Source organism: Nocardia sp. NPDC051052 (genome assembly GCF_044456045.1).
Taxonomy (GTDB): domain Bacteria; phylum Actinomycetota; class Actinomycetes; order Mycobacteriales; family Mycobacteriaceae; genus Nocardia.
Window position 1 is genome coordinate 114,118 of record NZ_JBITFL010000006.1, and the last position, 18,714, is coordinate 132,831.

Here is an 18,714-nt window from a genome sequence, read left to right on the forward strand (position 1 = left end):
TCGGAATCGGGGTTCCAAGGGTCAGAGCCTGACTTGACACACGCCGTCGCGTCGACGGGATATCGTGCCGGAGAACCTCGAACATGGTCACGGAATTGATCAGAAGCCTGCCCGACCCCGTGGCCGCGGGGTCGTGGCCCATTACAGGCCTGCCTCGAAGTACTCCGTCCGGGCCGACGCCGTCCAACGACGTCGCCCAGCACGCGCTATCGGTTGTGGCCACCGCGACTGGTGCCGCCCTCGACCAGGCAAGCTTCCCTGCGAGCACGGCCGGGCTGGATCGAGCCCGAACATGGATCACACGCAGGGCTGGTGAACGAGCCACCCTCGTGGTCATCGAGGGCATCGGCTCCTACGGCGCTGGACTGGCAGAACGCCTGCTCGCGGCGGGGGTGGCGGTGGTCGAACCCTCCGCGATGGCGGCCGCAGACCAGCGTGGAACCGGCAAGACCGACGCGCTCGACGCCGTGCGCATCGCCAGATCGGTGGTGTCCGTCGATGTCGGGCGACTGCGCCGACCACGAGCAGACGGACCCCGTGTCGCTATGCGCGTTCTCGTGATCGCCCGCGAACAGATGACATCCGAACGCACGCGCGCCGTCACTGCGTTGACCGCTCTGGTCCGCACCGTCGAGCTAGGTATCGACGCCCGGAAACCGTTGACGGGCAAGCAGATCGAAGCCATCGCGGCGTGGCGCACGCGCTCCTCCGATGACGTCACTGCTCGGACGTGCCGGGCCGAGGCGGTGCGGATGGCAACCAGAATCCGGGTACTCGACGCCGAGCTGCGTGACAACCGCAAAGCCCTCGACGCGCTCGTCGAAGCCACCGTGCCGACGCTGATCGCGGTGCCAGGCGTCGGTGCCGTCGTCGCTGCGTCCGTCCTGATCGCATGGTCACACCCGGGACGAGTACGTTCCGAGGCCGCGTTCGCGGCACTTGCTGGAACGTGCCCGATCCCTGCACCATCGGGAAACACGGTGCGCCACAGGCTAAACCGCGGTGGCGACCGCCGCCTGAACCGTGCACTGACCACCGTCGTCATCGTGCGGATGCGCATCGACCCTGCCACCCGCGCCTATGTCGCGCGTCGACGATCCCAGGGGCGTACGACCAAGGAGATCATGCGAAGCCTGAAACGCTACATCACCAGGCAACTCTTCCGGACCCTCACCGCAGCCCATCAATCACCGAGTGCGCCTTGACAAATATAGAAGCATCCCGACTTTCCGGCCGGCCGGAAAGTCGGGACGGTACACGCAAACACCGGTGCCTGGCTTTGGCGTTCACCGTCCCTTGCGTACCAGGGCGGTGACTTCGAAACCCTCCGTGAGAGTCAGTGGGCCGGTGCTTTGTTCGCCTGCGACGCCAAGGGCTTTTGCCAGCAGTCGGGCGTGCAGGTCGAGTGCGGATTCGGAGAGTGTGGTCAGGTCGGCCACCGCACTGCGCCCGTGCGCACGCCCGACGAGGGACACGACGACGCCGATCAAGATGGCAGGCCACCAACGTATTCCGAGGAAAAGGTACGGCCAAGCCCAGGTTCCGGTCGCCACTGCCGCGGCGAAAGCTCCATGCGTGGTGGCGATCTCGGTGCGGGTCGCGTCGGGGAGCACCAACCACAGGCGGGGCCAGGTGAACGGGAGGTCGAGTCCATAACGGTTGAGCGCGACGCGTTCGACGGCATGGATCCGGTCGCCCATCCAGGTGGGCCTGCCGGGTTCGGCCATCGCAATTCTGTTCGCGCGACCGGCTGCTACGTCTATCGCATCTTGCTGTTCGGTCGTGCGGGTCGGTCGTGGTGCCGCCTGCTCCAACCGCTGCCGTCGCTGGACATGGCCATGCCAGCGGTGCCGTCGGCGGCGAATCCGCCAGCGCTGCCATGGTGCCAGTACCCGCGGCCACTGTCCGAGCCAGATCAGTCGTGTCCACCCGGCCAGCGCCTGCGTCGCCGCACCGGCACCGGTAGCCGCCAGCAATACCGCGACCACGAGAACAGCCTGGGTTCCCGGTGATTGGCGCGAGATCGACGCCGCCGTTGTGGACACGATGCCGTTCAACCGGGACCAGTCCAGCGCGTGCCGTTGTCCCAATCTGCTACCCGCCCAGGCAATCATCACAAACAGCGCACCCGGCAACATCAGCAGGACAGCCCAGCGTTCGGCCAATTTCTTGGCCAATTCCTGGAAGAAGTTTCCCACCACGTCAGAGCCGCCGCCGCATCGGCTCGCCGGTCAGTGGGCATCGTGGGACCGGGCCCGCTGGCAGTGCGTGACACATCCGGTCACATGCGCCGTCGGAGCAGCCGAAGCGTTCCTCGTCGGCTTGCCCGTGGCTCGACCCCGGCAGGCCTGCGCTCAACACTCGGGCCGTCTCCTCCTGGACTCCGCCGAGCAGCTCACGCAGCAGACCGAGCACAGGGCGCCGGGCGCGCGCCTCGATCTCTATGCGCGTGAGCAGATTTTGGCGCTCCTCGTTTTGGAGCGCGCATTCCGCGCGGAGTTCGGTGATTTCACCGCACAGCACGGTGAGAGCGTGTCGTTCCCTCGCTTCCACCATTCCTCATCTCCGGGCAAGTTTCGTGGGAGTCGATCGGCAACCGTTGACGCTACTCGGGATCGGTCCCGCGTAAATTGAAGTTACCCATCATGATTGGAAACCGAGGTCGAAGGATGCGATTCTGGCGGCGCGCCCCGGAGCCTGCACCGGTCGACCCTGACGAGGATCGGCAGCGCAGCCGCACCGCGGAACAATGGTTCGAGGACGGCAAGAAGAAGTTCAGCGATGAACGCTACGCGCAGGCCGCCCAGGCGTTCGAACGCTCGACCGCGCTGGCTCCGGACACGCCCAATGGCCAATATCTGTTGGGCGCCAGCCATTTCAAACTCGGCGACTACCACCGTGCTTTGCTTCCTATCGCCTACTGTCTCAGTCTCGCGCCCGATCATGTCGACGCCCAGCACGTCTTCGGGGTGACATTGATTCGGCTCGGGCATCACGATCGGGGATACCTGCACCTGGCCAGGGCCGCCTTCCTCGGGCATTGGCAGGCTCGGCAGATGCTGTCCGACGCCGACACCGATTTCTGCAGACAATGCGGCACCGCGGTACTGGCCTCGAACCACGACGAGCCCGTGCAATGCGCATCCTGCGGTGGCACGGGTGTCGTGCTGCGCTGGCGCCAAGCGGCTCAGCACACGCGGACCACCGATCCGGCCCGATTCGGTACCCGGGGCGCGCTGCACGAACTCCGCTCCGTCATCATCGACAGCACCGATCACACCGCGTTCGACGCAACGATCAGCATGTACCAGGTGGTGCTCGACGGCTCGGCCGGGCATCCCGACGAACACCTCCTGCACGCGGATCTCGGCCGAACTTATCTGTTGCGCCACCGTCGCACCGGTGTGCGAACCGATCTGGACGAGGCGATAACTCATCTGGAACACGCGGCGGCTGCGGCAGCCGAGGGCTCCACCGAGCAGGCGCTGACCTCGAGCGATCTCGGCATCGCCTATCGAGAGCGCCATCGACAGACGGGGGCGATCGCCGACCTCGACCGGGCCATCCAGTACCACGAGCAGCGACTGCGCGGTGTCGCACTCGGATCCTCGGACGGCGTCCGGAACTCGAGCAACCTCGGTATGGCGCTACTGAGCCGATACTTGCACGGTGGTGCGGAGGCAGACCTGAGCAGCGCCATCGGTCATCTCGAGCAGGCGGTCATGGGCGCCGAGGATGACGACGTCGCATCGATCTCGGCCAATCTCGGCAGCGCGTACCTGGCACGCTACGAACGATTCGGCGCCGCGAAGGATCTGGATCAGTGCATCGCCCTCCTGGAGCGAGCAGTCGCCGCAACCACTCCCGCCGACGTCATGTACGCGACGCGATCGACGAATTTGGGCAACGCCCTTCGCAGGCGCTTTCAGATCGGCGCGGCAACCGACGACCTCGACCGGGCCACCGACTGCTACCAGCGGGCAGTGGCGGCGACCCCGCACCGACACCACGCACGGCCGATCCGGCTCGCCAACCTCGCCGTCGTCCATCGTGACCGCTTCGGCGTCAGCGGCCTACTCGCCGACCTCGACCAGGCGATCGACTACCACCAGCAGGCGCTCACCGCCATGCCGGACATCCACGCCGAACGCCATGGTTTGCTGTTGTCGCTCGGACACGCCAGACAATCCCGTTTCCATGCGTCCGCTGCACCGGGCGATCTGCGGGCGGCGATCGAAAACTATCGGGAAGCCCGCACTCTGCTGCCCGAGGACCATCCGCACCGATTCGGCGTGACGAACGATCTGGGCAACGCGTACCTCGACCTCTTCAACGCCACCGGAGGATCGGCGACCCAGGTGCTGCGGCAGGCGATCGACCTGCTCGAGAACTCGGTCGCTACCGGCCCCGACGGACACCCGGCCCTCGCGTCGGTGCTGTGCAACCTCGGCTCCGCCTACACCATGCGTTTCGACCACGGCGGTTCGATTGACGATCTGCGGCAAGCGATCTCGATCCTCGAGCGAGCGGCCCGCGACACCGGACCCGGCGGTCCGCGCACTGTGGTGATCGGCAACCTGGCCAGCTCCTACCGGCTCGCCATCGATACCGGCCTATCCATCGGCTCCGACCGATTGCGGGCACTGGTCGATCAACTCGCCGTAGTGAACGAGCTACCGCAGGACCGTGTCCGAGCCCACCGGTCGGTGGGTGTCCTCGCCGATATGCTGAGCGAACACGAGATCGCGGTGAACCAGTTCGACGCGGCGGTCCGGCTGCTGCCATCCGTCATCCCGAAGGCAGCGCCACGGGCAGACCAAGAGCAGCGGTTCCGCCAGCACCTCGGACTGAACCTCGACCTGACCAGTGAGGCGGTCGCCGCGCACTGTGCACTCGACGATCCCATCGGCGCCGTGGAAGCCGCTGAACAAAGCCGTGGCATCCTGCTCGGGAGCGCGCTCGACGCGCGCACCGATCTGTTCGGCCTCGACCGCGATCGCCCGGAACTCGCGGCCGAATTGCGGCGCATCCTCGACTTGGTGAACAGCCCCGACCCGCCTGCGGATACCGCACCGGTCGATGTCATCCAACGCAGCCGGACACGCCAGCGATGGTGGGTCGACCTCGAGGCGCTGCTCGTCGAAATCCGCGGCTATCCAGGCTTGGAACGATTCCTGCTACCGCCCGAACTGACCGAGTTGCGCTGTGCCGCGGCCGGTGGTGCTGTTGTCCTTGTCAATTCGGGTCGGCGACGAAGCGATGCCATCATCGTGCCCGCCGACTCTGACCCCATCCTGATTCCATTGCCCGCGCTCACCGCCGCGGACGTCCGCTCCTATGCGATCGACTTGCACGACGCGACCACCGCGGGTGCGCACGCCGGGCTCACCCGTAGCTTGCGTCGACAGCGCGTCGTCTCAGAGATCTTGGGCTGGCTCTGGGACACGGTCGTCGAACCCATCTCGGCCGTGCTCGCGACGCAATTCGAAGCGGGACAACAGAAGCCACGCGTGTGGTGGTTGCCCACCGGCCTGCTCGGCCTGTTCCCGTTGCATGCCGCCGGTCACGTCGGCGGCGCCTGCGCACTCGACCACTGCGTGTCCTCCTACACGCCGACGCTGCGCGCCCTCGCTCATATCCGATCCCGGCCGCCGTCGAACTACCGGCGGCAACTCACCGTCGCACTCGAACGCACACCCGGCCTGCCCGACCTGCCCGGAACCGTTGCCGAAATCACCCAGCTACTGGCGGGAGACGCCGGCGCGTCGGCGCTGATCGACCAGGACGCCACAATCGGTGGAGTGGTCACCGCGCTGCACACCGTCGACTGGGTCCATTTCGCCTGTCACGCCTACGCCGATCTGACCACCCCATCGCTGAGCGGGCTGCTGCTGCAGGATGGAACTCTTACGGTGACAGACATCAGCAGACTGCGGCTCGACGGTGCCGAACTGGCATATCTGTCGGCCTGCTCCACCGCACATCGGGGCTGGGACCACGTCGAGGAGTCGATTCATTTGGCATCGGCGTTTCATCTGGCGGGGTTCCGGCATGTCGTGGCCAGCCTTTGGCCACTCGATGACGCCGTCGCCGCGCAGGCCGCCACCGACTTCTACCGCCACCTACCGCCTCCCGCCGACGCCACCGAGACCGCAGATGTCCTGAATCGAGTGACCCGCGAGCTACGCGAACGCTTTCCCAACCGGCCGGACATGTGGGCGTCTCTGATTCACAGTGGTCCGTGATCGGTCGGCTCATCCATACCGAGCGAATAGCCGAGCCGATGAGATCGGGCACCCAACCCGGCAAAGCAGGACCGGCAGCACAGCCAACCGCCGATATCGGAGCGCGGCAATGGTTCGGGATTGCACTCGAGAATCCCGTGATCACGGCAGGCCGAAACCACGGCCAACGGCAAGGTCGCCGACAATTCGAAGGACCGAATCGGCTTCCGGCACAGGTCACACCGATCGAGCACCGCGAGCTCGACAAACCCGGACGGCCAGCTACCGTGAACTCGCTGCCATGCTGCGGCCGCGTATCCGGCCGCGAGCGGCACGGTGGCTGGACCGGTGCCGAGTGGGCGCGTGTTCTCGACAGCGTGCTTGCGCGCCAGGTCTCGGTCGAAGACAAACAGCTCGCTGCACTCCTCGCAGATACACCACGGCGTGCGATCATCAATGACGACCCGCACATCATCCTCGAACATCGAAGAGTCGGATTCGACTGAACCGCCGGTTAATTCGGAGAAGGCCGCGCTCATCGCGGCAATCGACCGGAACCGCTTCACCCAATACCCTTCGGATTGCACCACTTCACTGGTCGTCAGGAAATAGCCTGCGACACGCTCGAGGCGGATGCCGCACGAATCGCATACACAGATGACCGCCGCACCGGGCCACTGCCGACGAAAAAGCCTGTCTCGCAACCAGCCCACAGTTCGTCCTCCTCACGGCTGTCATCCCGTCGCGCAGTGCACTGTGGTCAGGAAGTGAGGGCCGAGTCGCACGGATACTCGGCGCGACTCACCGGCACCGCGTCAGTCGCGGCCGAACAGCCACCACCGACGGCGCCTTGGCGCGCTGTCGATGCCGAGCGTCGCGAAAATACTCTGCTGGCTCTGCAGTCTTTTCCGCCGGTAGTCGTCGACGGTGCCCGTGATGAAATCCCAACCGGTGGCCGGACCGCACGTCGGGCATTCCGGTAGCGGGGTGCCCGCCTTGAACCGACCTACACTTTCCTTGTCGGACAGAGGTGTCTTTGCGTTCGGTTTTCCGGAAAGACCCCGCGTGCCGCGAACCAGAGTTTCCCCGAGTCCCCCTGGGCCGCAGTACCCACACACATAAGTACCATCGGCCGGAGCCGGTGTGCCCGGTTGAAGGTTCTCGCGCCCGCCCACGAGCGTCATGGTAGCAGGGCTCGCACCAGCATCGGATGCATTCAGCCAGACTGCACAGGCAGTCGGTCGACGACGAATCCGCCAGCGGGCCAGCGAAATTCAACGAGCGCGCGTCTGACGAACAGCGCGGCGAGTTCCTCCACGGTGCCGATTCGCGGACTGCGCGACCTGGTGGGGGACTCGGTTCGAGGATGTTCCGCCAGTGCGGCAGTTCTCGAGTTTCACGGGACAGAAAGTCTTTCCGGGTCTCCTGCCGCAACGGCCGCTAGTTCGCCCGGATGTGTTGCATTCCAGCGCAACGCTATTGAGAATAAGAGGATGCGGTGGCCGTGGACTGCTCGACGCGAGGCACGAGCGGCGTTGAAGGAGGAACGTCAGCGCCACGAAGTCAAGCGAAACCGCCGTCTCGACGAGGCTCACGCCAAGCTGCTGGCAGAGTTCCTGCGTTCGGTGGAGCCCGGAGAAGAGTTGATCCTCAACATCGAAAACGCTCGATACGTTAGACGGCTGGCCGTCCTCGCCGCGCGGAGCTTGGACGATGCCCTCGAGCCGCTTGCCCGCGAAGCGGCCGAAGCCCTCCGGACCCTCGAGGGTGACAGCGGGCTCTGGAGCCTCGGCGACCCCATCTCCACCGCAGCTGGACTGATGGGACAGTCGCCCAAGCCAACGCCGGATCAGCAGGAGATCGTCGACCGGCTGGCTGACATCAAGGACTCCCTCGGACAGGCCGGTGGCTGGCAGTTGCAGATGTTGGTATCCAAGCGAGCCCGCAACATCGGCAACTACCACGGCGTTAACGGCACAATGTTCGCACCGAACTTCTGGGACGCCATCCAGGCTAGGCAGTTGAAGATCGATGACCCATGGTTGGACGACGAGGCTGTCAGGCACTGGAACACCGACGTGTTGTCCGGGAAGGTCCCCAGTAACGTCGATATCGTCGGTCTCCCGCCATACCCTCATTGACGATGGACGACCACGATGTAGGGGGCGGCGCACGGATTGTGGTGCACTCGGCGAAGGACATCGGGTGGCGCAATGTCGATGTCAATGGTGAACACGCGGAAACCGCGAGCGTCGGCGTCGAAGCCCTGACCGTAGGCGCTGTCACCTGGCTCGCACCACCGGCCGAGCGGTAGAGATGAAAGATCAGCGCCTCGACAAGATCCGTCGCAGGCCGGCTCGCGTGCCGAGATGGGTCACCGACCTCGCCGGGCTGCTGGTCGGTGTGGGGCTGTGCCTATACCTGCAACCGGTGCTGGCCAGTATCATCGTCGCCGGTATCGGCTCGCTGATCGTGATGGCGCTGACCATCGCCGCGCGTCGCAGCGGGCCCCTGCGGGCGCTACTACCGGTCACGTCCAGTTTTCTGGTGGCGGTGATGGTGTTGCTGGCCATCAAGGCGTCGCTGCTCGACGGCGCGTTACGCACCGTCCTGAGTTTCGGTGGCTGCTGACCGGGCACACCGACACCGTCAAATCGGTGGCGTTCAGCCCTGACGGCCACAGGCTAGCTACCGCAAGTTCCGACCACGACGTGCGGCTATGGGACATCATCGCACCGGAACGGAGCCTTCAGGCTCGTATCCTGGCCGGGCACACCGATATCGTGTACGCGGTGGCGTTCAGCCCCGACGGCCGCACCCTTGCCTCAGCCAGCGCAGTCCGCCGCATCTGCGCCACGGTGTCCCCACCCATCAGCGGCGAGGAATGGCACCGGCAAATCCCCGAACTCACCCGCAATCCCCCCTGCTGACCCGAGTCCGCAACCCGCTCGAGTTCGAGGAACGGTCGCCCGCGCGCCGGACCGATCCCACCAAGCGCACCGACCCACGCCAACGCACTGGCAGTGCCGGCGCCACCCGCGTGGACGTCGATCAGCCATGTTATGGTCCCTCTCATAATTAAGAGGTATGGCATAACCCATATCTTGGTTGATGAGATGCCCTCGTAGGCAGCATCAGGCAGGTCACGGAGGTTTCGATGCCCGAGGCAGAGTCCAAGAACACCGCGTGCGTGTTGTGTGAGTGCAACTGCGGCATCTCCGTCGAGCTCGAGGGTCGCCGGTTCGCGAAGATTCGCGGCGACAAGACCCATCCAGCCTCGGCGGGCTATACCTGCGAGAAGGCCATGCGGCTGGACCTCTATCAGAACGGCCCGCATCGACTCACCTCCCCGCTCAAGCGGGCTGCCGATGGCGCCTATGTCGAAATAGATTGGGACACAGCGCTCGACGAGATCGCCGCCAAACTTCTCGACATCAAGACTCGACACGGTGGAGACAAGATCTTCTTCTACGGTGGTGGCGGTCAGGGCAATCACCTGGGGAACGCGAATCAACTCGCTCTGCGCGGTGCGCTGGGATCGGTGTACCAGTCCAATGCGCTCGCACAGGAGAAGACCGGGGAGATGTGGGTCGACGGGCGACTCTACGGCGGTCATACCAAGGGCGACTTCGAACATGCCGAAGTGCTGGTATTCGTCGGCAAGAACCCCTGGCAGTCGCACAGTTTCCCCCGCGCCCGGCCGGTCCTCAAGCAGGTCGCCGCCGACCCGGAGCGGTCCATCATCGTAGTGGATCCGCGGGTGAGCGAGACCGCGGCAATGGCCGATCACCACCTCCAGGTCACCCCGGGCGGCGACGCCTGGCTCATGGCGGCACTGGTCGCGGTTCTGGTGCAGGAGGGCCTCGTCGACCGAGACTTCCTCTCGTCGCATACCGAGGGATACGCCGAGGTGGCTGCCGCGTTCGCGGCCGTAGATATCGCGGCGTTTGCGCACACCAGTGGTGTCCCGGAGCCGCAAATCCGTTCGGCGGCAAGAAGAATCGCTACTGCGGCGAGCGTGTGCGTGTATGAGGATCTAGGAATCCAACAGGCGCCCAACAGCACTTTGGTGTCCTATTTGAACAAATTGCTGTGGATCCTCACCGGCAATTTCGGCCGTCCCGGAACGATGTTCCTGCACTCCTCCTTCGTCGCGCTCGCCACCGGTGGGGCGGGGCAGGCTTCGGGCCCGCGCAAACCGCCGAACGCGTTCGCCAGGGCACGTACCAAGGCTGCGGCACGGGCCTTGCGGACCGGCGCGACCGTCCTGAGCAGGGCATTGCCTGCGGTCGCGAGTATTGCTGCGTTGCGGCCCGCCGTTGCCGCGGGTACTCGACTGACGCTCGAAGCGTTGACCCCTTTCATGGGCGGTGCGCTCGGCGGAATGAACAGCGGCATGCGCGGTGACGGTGGCGGGCGAACCACGCCGGTCACCGGGGCGAAGATCATCGCCGGATTGGTCCCGTGCAATTCCATCGCCGACGAGGTCCTCACCGACCACCCTGATCGATTCCGGGCAATGTGGATCGACAGCTCCAATCCAGCGCATTCACTGGCAGATTCCAAACGGTTCCGCGCCGCTATGCGCGCCCTGGAACTGTCGGTCGTGATCGATGTGGCGTTCACTGAAACCGCCCGCCAAGCCGACTACGTCCTGCCCGCGTCGAGCCAGTTCGAGAAACCGGAAGCCACCTTCTTCAATTTCGAGTTCCCGCGCAATGTGTTCCATCTACGCAAACCCGTTCTCGACCCACTACGGGGGACGCTGTCCGAGCCGGAGATATACGCGCAGTTGCTACGCCGCATGGAAGCCGTCGATCAAGCCACTCTCGACCGGCTCCGGCGGGCCGCACGGGGCGGCCGCGATACCTTCGGTGTCAGTATGTTCGCCGCCGTGGCGGCTCGCCCGGCCCTCGCGAAACTACTGCCCTACCTGCTCTATGAGACCCTCGGCGAAACGCTGCCCCCACGCATGCGCGGTGCTGCGGTGTTGTGGGGTGCCGCGCAGTTGTGCGCGATGGGGAATCCGAAGGCTGTTGCGCGGGCGGGGTTCGGCGGGAAGGGACTCGCGCCGGGCAACAAACTGTTCGACGCGATCCTCGACGCCGATACCGGTGTGGTGTTCACCGAGGACACCTGGGACGACGTCTGGCATTACGTCAAGGGGCGGGATCGCAGGTTCACCATCGCCATCGATCCCCTCCTCGAGCAGGTCCGCGGGTTGGATACCGCCCAATCGGTATGGACCAGCGATGAATTCCCTCTCGTGCTCGCCGCCGGTGAGCGCCGTTCGTTCACCGCCAACGCCATCTTCCGCAACCCTGATTGGCGACGCCGCGACCGCGACGGCCACCTACGCATCAACGGCGAAGATGCCCAGCGCCTGCACATCGCCGACGGGGCTCAGGCCCGCCTGACAACCCATGGGGGCTCGGCACTCGTCACGGTGGAAGTCAGCGACATGATGCGCCCCGGCAATATCGCGTTGCCGAACGGCCTCGGCCTGGACTTCCCCACCGAAGACGGCGGGGTGATCACGGCAGGCATCGCGCCCAACGAATTGACCAGCACACACTTCAAAGACGACTTCGCTGGCACACCCTGGCACAAGTACGTGCCTGCCCGCTTGGAGCCCACCCCGGCCGATACCGCGACGTAGCGCATCGGGGTTCACTGCCCCAGACATTGTCCGGTGGATGCGCCCCTCGAATCGCGGAACCACCGTTGGAATCGCCGGGGTGCGGCATTGCCCCTCGGCGTACGGAACGGTCTCTATGCTCGGTCGGGTGACATGGGTGGGTGTTGATGTCGTTGCCGGCAACCTCGCTGCTCGCGGGTCGGCGGGGTGTGCCTTCGAGAACGTTGACCTCGAGATCGCCGCCGGTGAACTCGCCGTGGTGGTCGGGTCGGCGGGCTCGGGGCGCACGTCACTGCTGTGGGCGCTGGCGGGCCGCTTGCGGCTGGTGACCGGTCGCCTTCTCGTCGGCGGTCGGCGTTACGACGAACAGCCGCGCGCGATCCAGGATCTCGTTGCGGTCGCGCGGCTCGATCCCGGCTGTGCGCTCGATCCGCGGCTTCGGGTCGGCGAGGTGATCGACGAGCGCGTGCTGATCGGGGGACCGCGGTTCACCGAGCCGGACTTGGCCGCGTCCTACGCCGCGATGGGTGCGCCCATGCCCGCCGCGCGGTTGCTGATAGGTGAGCTGGCGCCGGGCGAACAGGTGGTGCTTGCCGTGGCGTTGGCGGCCGCGCAGCAGCCGGGCGTGGTGGTCGTCGACGATGTCGGCGAGGGCTGCACGAGCGGTGAGGCGCGGTGGGTCTGGGAGTGCTTGCGCGCCTTGGCCGAACACGGCTGCACCGTGATCGCCGCCGCGTCGGAGCCGCCACCGCTGGATGGCGTCACCGTGATCACCCTCGCCCACCCCCGCGATGCCGAGTTGCCCGACCTCCAGGAGAATGTGTGAAGGCACTACGTCTGGCGCTGCTCGAATTCCGGCGATTCCGCGGTCCGCTGTTGCGCAGGCTCGTTCCGGTGGGACTCGCGCTGGTGCCGCTGCTGTACGGGTCGCTGTATCTGTGGTCGAACTGGGATCCCTACGGTAAGACCGACCAGATTCCGGTCGCCGTGGTCGTGGAGGACCAGCCGGTCACCGCGAACGGTCAGGTCGTCGACGCGGGCAAACAGTTCGAGCAGCAACTGCGCGCCACCCCGAAGTTCCAGTGGCACTTCGTCGATCGGCACCAGGCCCGGGACGGACTCGTGCACGGACGGTTCTACTTCACCATCACCGTCCCGCCGGATTTCAGTCGGAAACTGATCAGCGCGGAGCACCCGATCCCCGAACGGGCCACTCTCGGAATCACTCTCAATGATGCGAACAACTTCATCGTCGGTGTGGTCGCCGACGTCGCGCGCTCCGAACTGCAGAACCAGGTGAACAGTGCCGCGCACGCGGCCTACGCCAAAGCCATCTACGGCGACCTCACCCTGGTCAAACAACAACTCGATGTCGCGGCGACCGGCGTGCACGCCCTGGTCGACTCGTCGGTGCTCGCGCAGCAGGGCACCACCGCGCTGGCCGCGGGATTGGACGGGTCGACCGCCGGAGCGGCCCAAATCACCGACGGCGTACAGCAACTCGCGCAGGCGAGCAACGAGGTGGACGTCGCGGTGAATCAGCTCGTCGACACCGGCACCGCGACGCTGCCGACGGCGGCCGGGGCGCTGTCGAACGCGACCGGCGCCGCCGCGCAGTCGCTCGAACTCGTCACGGGCGGTGTCGATCTGGTGCGCCAGCAAGCCGGCCAGGGCAACGCCGAGCTGCGTCAACTCGCGGTCGCGCACCCGGAATTACTGGCCGACCCGGTATTCCGGCAAGCGCTCGACCATGCGCAGACGATCGCGACGACCGCGGGCAACGCGGCGGACACGGCCAGGCAGGCCCATGACGCCGCTGTTCAGGCCAGCGACAAGGCCGGCCAGCTCGCGGGCAATGTCGATGTCGTGCAGCAGAATCTGCGTGCCGCCGCGGCGCCACTGCACGCGCTCACCGCGGGTGCCACGGTCGTCTCCGGTGGTGCCGTGCAGATCACCAACAGCCTCGCGTCGTTGCAAGCGAGCAGTCGGACGTTGCAGACCGGTGCGGACCAATTGCATTCCGGCGCAACCAAAGTCGCCGACACCGTCGACATGGCCGTGGCCAAGATTCCCGATACCAGCCCCGAACAGACCGCCGCCGCGGCCGATGTGCTCGGCTCGCCCGTCGGCATCGTCAGCCACAATCTCAACCCGGCCGGGTTGTACGGGCGCGGTTTGACGCCGTTCTTCTTCGCGATCGCGCTGTGGGTCCTCGGACTGCTGGCGTACCTGTTCATTCAACCGCTCAATCAGCGCGCCGTGGCCAGCCGGATCAGCCCGCTGACCGTGGCCGTCGCGGGCTGGCTCCCGGTGGCCGGGCTTGCCGTCGCGGGCGGACTCATCCTCTACGGCGTCGTCCAGGTCGGGTTGCGGCTCAATCCCGTGCACCCGATATGGACGGCTGGATTGATGATCCTCGCGGCCGCCGCGTTCGTCGCGATCGACCACTTCCTGCGGGTCGCGTTCGGCGTTGTCGGAGAGGGCCTTTCGCTGGTATTGCTGATTCTGCAACTGACCTCGTGCGGCGGCCTCTATCCGGTCGAAACGACACCCGCGCCGTTCCGCATGCTGCACCCGCTCTTGCCGATGACCTACCTCGTCGACGGCCTGCGAGTCACCGTCTCCGGCGGACTCACCGGCAATCTGTTGCGCGACATCGCGATTCTGCTCGCCTTCCTGTTGGTGTCCCTCGGCTGCACGACGTTCGCCGTGTACCGGCAACGAATCTGGACCCTCGACCGCCTCCATCCCGCCGTCGAGATCTGAGTGCCTTGCCTTGGGATCAGCCTGTTTGTCGGGTACCGCTCTCGGAGTGGGAAGCGGCCATGTTGACGCCGAGTCCTAGTCTGATGGCTTCCTCGACAGGTGAGTATGCACCGTCGAGGCGATCGAGTTCCAGTGGCACGACCGGTTCCAGGGTGGGGGTCCCCATGAAGCGCGGCGTGGTTCCCCGGTGTGCTTGGGCGGCGTGGATCAGGAACGGGTGACACAGGTAGACATCACCCGCGGCGCCGGTGGCTTGGGTGACCGGCAGTTCGGCGGTCGCCTCGAGGACTCCGGTTTCATCGATCCGGGTAGCGTCGATGCCCTCGTCGCCATAGCGGAGTAGGCGAGGTGGCACGGCCAGATGGGAGCCGACGCGAATTCGGGTGGGCGCGTCGAGGTCGGTGACGTCGGTGAGCAGAACAAACATGAATAGGGCGCGAGCGCGGGAGCGGTAGTTGGTGAACGAGTGACCTGTCCATCCCTCGGGTAGGTAGCTGCCCTCGAAGTGCCAATAGTCATCGCGCGGCGGGTCAGCGTGCGGAAAGCGAACCACGATGGCACCGATGCCGGACCTGCGCACCCACCGGCCGGGCCCGACCAATTGGTCGAAAGCCTGTTCCAGCACTGGCATCTGGGCTGCTGTACGGAACGGCTCGGTGTCGTAGCCGGGCAATCGGATCATGGGCGTTATCCAGCCGGCCCGATCGTCGGGGTCACATCCGGTGTCGGGCCACATGATCTCCAAGCACTGCTGCGCGATCTCACGCGAGAAAACCCCCTCGATGCGGACAAAACCGTCCTCGATGAATCTGCTGATCTGTCCACGATCGAGTGTCACCTTGCCCACCTTTCGCCTGGTGCGGACCGGCGTTCTCTTCCATTCAACGGGTAACTGATTGTTGAAACTGATTTCCTGTTGTCGGGCGGTTGGCGCTGCCTCTATGGTCCAGTCTCCGCGCGATGAGGGGAAGCGCGCGAACCGTCTGACCTTCGGTGACGAGGGAGATTCCGTTTACGGCGGTACCTGTCGTGGGTGTTGGTGACGCCGGACTCCGTCCGGTTGTGATGGGCTATTTGGCTGCCGCTCGGATCGTTGAGCCCTGGTTAGTGTCGTCACAGTTCGAGGTACTTCCATTGCAGAGGGGCAATTCGACGGTAATGCTGGGGACACGCGCGTGGGGCCACTGCTGTCGGGGTTTGGCGCGAGCGGCCGGGTACCCTCGCGGCATCGTCGCTGGTTTCGCCATCGCATCCGTCCAGGCGTGGATTGGAGATCATGCCCAGCGCTATTGATGTGTACCGGGAAATTCGCGCATGCCGTAGCGCAGTCGACGATGGGCAGATCATCGACCACGCTGTGTCGGTAGGCGCACCGAGGCGACGGCGCGGGGCATACGGACGGGCCGAGTAGGCCGGTATGGGACGCATCCGTTTCGGACGCTTTCTTAAACCAGCCGACCGCGTCGAGAACGACGGTCGCGGCTCGGCACGCGCGATAGCACCGGGGCTGCGGCCTCGCAAATCGGTCGCCAAGCACCCTGATGACGTGCGGCAGCGTCGGCCACGGGTGGTGACGGCCGAGCAGCGGCGCGATATCGCGTTGCTGCTGCGTGGGAGCATCTATTCGGATGTCTCGCCTTCACCGACCGCGACCGGGGAAGAATATTCGGCCCGCCAGGTCATCGACTTCTGTCTGGATCTGGGGGAGGTGATGTTGTCGTCGGGAGCTGACGCGCGAAGCGTCGAGGTGGCTATCGTGGCGGTGTCGGCAACCTGGAATCTGGCAGCCGTGGAACTCGACTTTCCCGGCTCATCGATCCATATGGTGTATGCCGTGCCCAATGAGCCGACCATCACCGGATTGCGGGTTGTGCGTGACGCGGGCGCCGACCTACATCGGCTCAATAATGTATACGGGGTTGTCGACGATATTGTCGGCCATGAAACCGATATGACCCAGGCCAGCCAGCGATTGGTCGAGGAGATTCGGTCGGCTCCGCGATGGCCGCCTCGAGTTGTCGCCAGCGCTATGGGAGTTCTCGGTGTTGTCGTCGCACTGCAGGCGGGCGGAACCTACTGGTCGGCCGCTGGCGCATTTGTGCTGATGGTCGTGCTGATGTATGTCGGCAAGGTGCTGGGCAGACGTTATCTTCCGGCATTTTTCGTCGCCGTTGTGCAGATGGCGCTGGCGACGATGGCAGGCAGCCTGGCGATGGCTTACAGCCCGTTCGATCCGGGCGAGGCAGCAAGTATGGTCGCCGCGTGTGTGGTGCTGCTCCTGCCGCATCCGTCGATCGTCGCGACGGCGCAGGACGCAATTTCCGGATTTCGGAGCCTGGCCTTGATACGCGGCCTCGGCATCGGCCTGGTGGTGCTCGGAATGGTCACGGGTATTCAGACGGGCCTGATTTCGACCCGGTGGGCGCACCTCGAGGTCGTTCCGTCGGCGATCCATTTGACCGGCCTGACGCTGTGGTGGGCGCTATTCGCCTCGGCGATCGCTGCCGCAGCGAATGCCTTCGCCCAGGGAGCCACCGCGCGGGTGGTGCCGATTTCTATGGTGGCAGCGATATTCACCCAGATTGTTGTGCAGTTATGTGCACATGCACATATCAATCTGCAGTTGTCTTTGATGCTCGGCGCGGCGATGCTCGGCGCGGTCAGTACGTGGACGGCGGCGCGTATGCGGATTTCGCCGGCGTCGATAGTTGTGCCGGCATTCTGTGGTGCACTACTGCCGTCGCTGACGGTTGCCCATTCGCTACTGCAGTTCATCGGACATGCACCAGGATCAGGGGTTTCGTTCGCGATTTCGGTGCTCACCACGTTGGCGATAGGCGCGGGACTGGTATTGGGCGATATCGTTGCGACCGGCGGGGCGCGTCGTGCGGTCAGCACGCGAACTCGGATACGTTCGGCGAGTCTCGACACCGAGCCTCGCCGGACTGCGTCGGGGCACGACGGGCAGCCGGACTCGTAATTCTCGTCCCCGGAGATCAGCAACTTGCCGTAAGCAGCGATCGACCGTTGCGGACTTACTGCTCGGGAGGCTGGTCGAAGGTGACGGTGATGTCCTCGATGTCCTTGTTGCGCTGGGCCTGTGCCTGGTCGGTGTAGGTGCGTCGGTCCCCGGTGGTGAGGCTGACACTTTCGGTGAACGGCGACAGCAGTGCCCGGGGATAGAGCTTGTCGACCCGAACGACGTTGATCTCCACACACAACACGACGCAGAACGAGGCCAGGTAGAGAAAGCCGAGCAGACCGAGCACCACCGCGAACACGCCGTTGGTGTCCGAGGATTGGTTCACCACCCGGCCGACATAGAGAGCGCCGAACCGCTGCAGCAACTGCCATGCGACGGCGGCGACCACCGCGCCGGGCGCGACCTGCCGCCAGCTCAAGGGGCGCACGGTGGCCCATTTGAACGCCATCGCGAATAACCCCGCGTTGAACATGACCGAGGCCAGCACCAGCAGCCAGGCGAACCCGAAGCCGATCTGCCACGCGGCGCCGATCTGTGACAACACCGTCGATCCGAGGATCAGGGGACCGAGGACGAGCAGTCCGATCAGCCCGCGAACGCGGACCATGAACGGATTCGGACGTTGGTTGACCGGCACCGCCCAGACGACGTTCATCGCGTTCTGCACGGCTACCGATACGCCGAGACCACCGAATGCCGCGACGGTGATTCCGGTAATCAGACCCGCGGTGCCGCCGCTCAGCCGCTCCGGGCGGCTGATCTGGCCGCCGATCACCGGGAATTGGCTCAACGCCGAGTCGAGAATGCGCTGCTGAAGATGCGGGTCGGCCTCGAGGAGCACGCTGAGTACGGTCGTCAGAATCAGCAGCAGCGGAAACAGTGATACGAACGCGTAGTAGGTGATCAGGGCAGCGAGGTACCCGCCCTGATCGTCGACGAACTTATAGATCACTGCCAGCGCAAACCCCGACCCGCGGTGGCGTCGCTGGAACCGATCGACTCTGGCGACCAATTCGGCTACTCATCTCTCGCTCGGCTATTCCAGGGCTCGTGCGGCCTACATAGGAACGCAGGCGTGCGGCGAGTATTGCTGGGATGCTTGG

The 18,714-nt window shown here is 65.3% G+C and carries 15 protein-coding genes; 10 read left to right on the top strand and 5 right to left on the bottom strand.

The features are described 5' to 3' along the window. Positions 1 to 140 precede the first annotated feature (140 nt). On the top strand, positions 141 to 1,205 hold the full coding sequence (locus ACIBCN_RS21685) for an IS110 family transposase (protein WP_396993923.1): 1,065 nt from the start codon (positions 141 to 143) through the stop codon (positions 1,203 to 1,205). An 81-nt stretch (positions 1,206 to 1,286) separates the two neighbouring features. On the opposite strand, the gene ACIBCN_RS21690 is transcribed toward ACIBCN_RS21685, so the two are convergent. Both ACIBCN_RS21690 and ACIBCN_RS21695 read right to left on the bottom strand, forming a co-directional pair. Further along, positions 1,287 to 2,201, bottom strand: coding sequence for a hypothetical protein (locus ACIBCN_RS21690; RefSeq protein ID WP_396993420.1), 915 nt, complete (start codon positions 2,199 to 2,201; stop codon positions 1,287 to 1,289). A gap of 1 nt (position 2,202) precedes the next feature. Then, the gene (locus ACIBCN_RS21695; RefSeq protein ID WP_396993421.1) at positions 2,203 to 2,556 is read right to left on the bottom strand and encodes a hypothetical protein; all 354 of its coding nucleotides are present in this window, start codon (positions 2,554 to 2,556) and stop codon (positions 2,203 to 2,205) included. 113 nt (positions 2,557 to 2,669) lie between these two features. Between ACIBCN_RS21695 and ACIBCN_RS21700 the strand changes: the two genes are divergently transcribed. Then, on the top strand, positions 2,670 to 6,245 hold the full coding sequence (locus ACIBCN_RS21700; RefSeq protein ID WP_396993422.1) for a CHAT domain-containing protein: 3,576 nt from the start codon (positions 2,670 to 2,672) through the stop codon (positions 6,243 to 6,245). Here the strand turns inward: ACIBCN_RS21700 and ACIBCN_RS21705 are convergent. Next, on the bottom strand, positions 6,230 to 6,709 hold the full coding sequence (locus ACIBCN_RS21705; protein WP_396993423.1) for a hypothetical protein: 480 nt from the start codon (positions 6,707 to 6,709) through the stop codon (positions 6,230 to 6,232). The genes ACIBCN_RS21700 and ACIBCN_RS21705 overlap by 16 nt on opposite strands. A gap of 1,008 nt (positions 6,710 to 7,717) precedes the next feature. Between ACIBCN_RS21705 and ACIBCN_RS21710 the strand changes: the two genes are divergently transcribed. The 7 genes from ACIBCN_RS21710 (at position 7,718) to ACIBCN_RS21740 (ending at position 14,628) form a co-directional block, all read left to right on the top strand. Continuing rightward, positions 7,718 to 8,365, top strand: coding sequence for a hypothetical protein (locus tag ACIBCN_RS21710; RefSeq protein WP_396993424.1), 648 nt, complete (start codon positions 7,718 to 7,720; stop codon positions 8,363 to 8,365). Between the two features lie 2 nt (positions 8,366 to 8,367). Beyond that, on the top strand, positions 8,368 to 8,538 hold the full coding sequence (locus ACIBCN_RS21715) for a hypothetical protein (protein WP_396993425.1): 171 nt from the start codon (positions 8,368 to 8,370) through the stop codon (positions 8,536 to 8,538). A gap of 2 nt (positions 8,539 to 8,540) precedes the next feature. Next, positions 8,541 to 8,855, top strand: a complete 315-nt coding sequence (locus ACIBCN_RS21720; RefSeq protein WP_396993426.1) for a threonine/serine exporter family protein — start codon at positions 8,541 to 8,543, stop codon at positions 8,853 to 8,855. Between the two features lie 26 nt (positions 8,856 to 8,881). Further along, positions 8,882 to 9,154, top strand: coding sequence for a WD40 repeat domain-containing protein (locus ACIBCN_RS21725; RefSeq protein ID WP_396993427.1), 273 nt, complete (start codon positions 8,882 to 8,884; stop codon positions 9,152 to 9,154). A 227-nt stretch (positions 9,155 to 9,381) separates the two neighbouring features. Further along, complete coding sequence (locus tag ACIBCN_RS21730; protein ID WP_396993428.1) at positions 9,382 to 11,883, top strand: molybdopterin-dependent oxidoreductase; 2,502 nt, start codon at positions 9,382 to 9,384, stop codon at positions 11,881 to 11,883. Positions 11,884 to 12,010: 127 nt separating this feature from the next. Next, on the top strand, positions 12,011 to 12,688 hold the full coding sequence (locus ACIBCN_RS21735; RefSeq protein ID WP_396993429.1) for an ATP-binding cassette domain-containing protein: 678 nt from the start codon (positions 12,011 to 12,013) through the stop codon (positions 12,686 to 12,688). Further along, positions 12,685 to 14,628 carry a YhgE/Pip family protein gene (locus tag ACIBCN_RS21740; RefSeq protein WP_396993430.1) on the top strand — a complete coding sequence of 648 codons (1,944 nt, stop codon included), beginning with the start codon at positions 12,685 to 12,687 and terminating at the stop codon, positions 14,626 to 14,628. Before ACIBCN_RS21735 ends, ACIBCN_RS21740 begins: the two co-directional genes overlap by 4 nt. A gap of 16 nt (positions 14,629 to 14,644) precedes the next feature. Here the strand turns inward: ACIBCN_RS21740 and ACIBCN_RS21745 are convergent, their stop codons facing one another. Beyond that, positions 14,645 to 15,466, bottom strand: a complete 822-nt coding sequence (locus ACIBCN_RS21745) for a phytanoyl-CoA dioxygenase family protein (RefSeq protein ID WP_396993431.1) — start codon at positions 15,464 to 15,466, stop codon at positions 14,645 to 14,647. Between the two features lie 729 nt (positions 15,467 to 16,195). Between ACIBCN_RS21745 and ACIBCN_RS21750 the strand changes: the two genes are divergently transcribed. Further along, positions 16,196 to 17,608, top strand: coding sequence for a threonine/serine exporter ThrE family protein (locus ACIBCN_RS21750; RefSeq protein ID WP_396993432.1), 1,413 nt, complete (start codon positions 16,196 to 16,198; stop codon positions 17,606 to 17,608). 55 nt (positions 17,609 to 17,663) lie between these two features. Here the strand turns inward: ACIBCN_RS21750 and ACIBCN_RS21755 are convergent, their stop codons facing one another. Beyond that, positions 17,664 to 18,563 (bottom strand): YihY/virulence factor BrkB family protein, encoded by a 900-nt coding sequence (locus ACIBCN_RS21755; RefSeq protein ID WP_396993433.1) that lies wholly within the window; start codon positions 18,561 to 18,563, stop codon positions 17,664 to 17,666. Positions 18,564 to 18,714 lie beyond the last annotated feature (151 nt).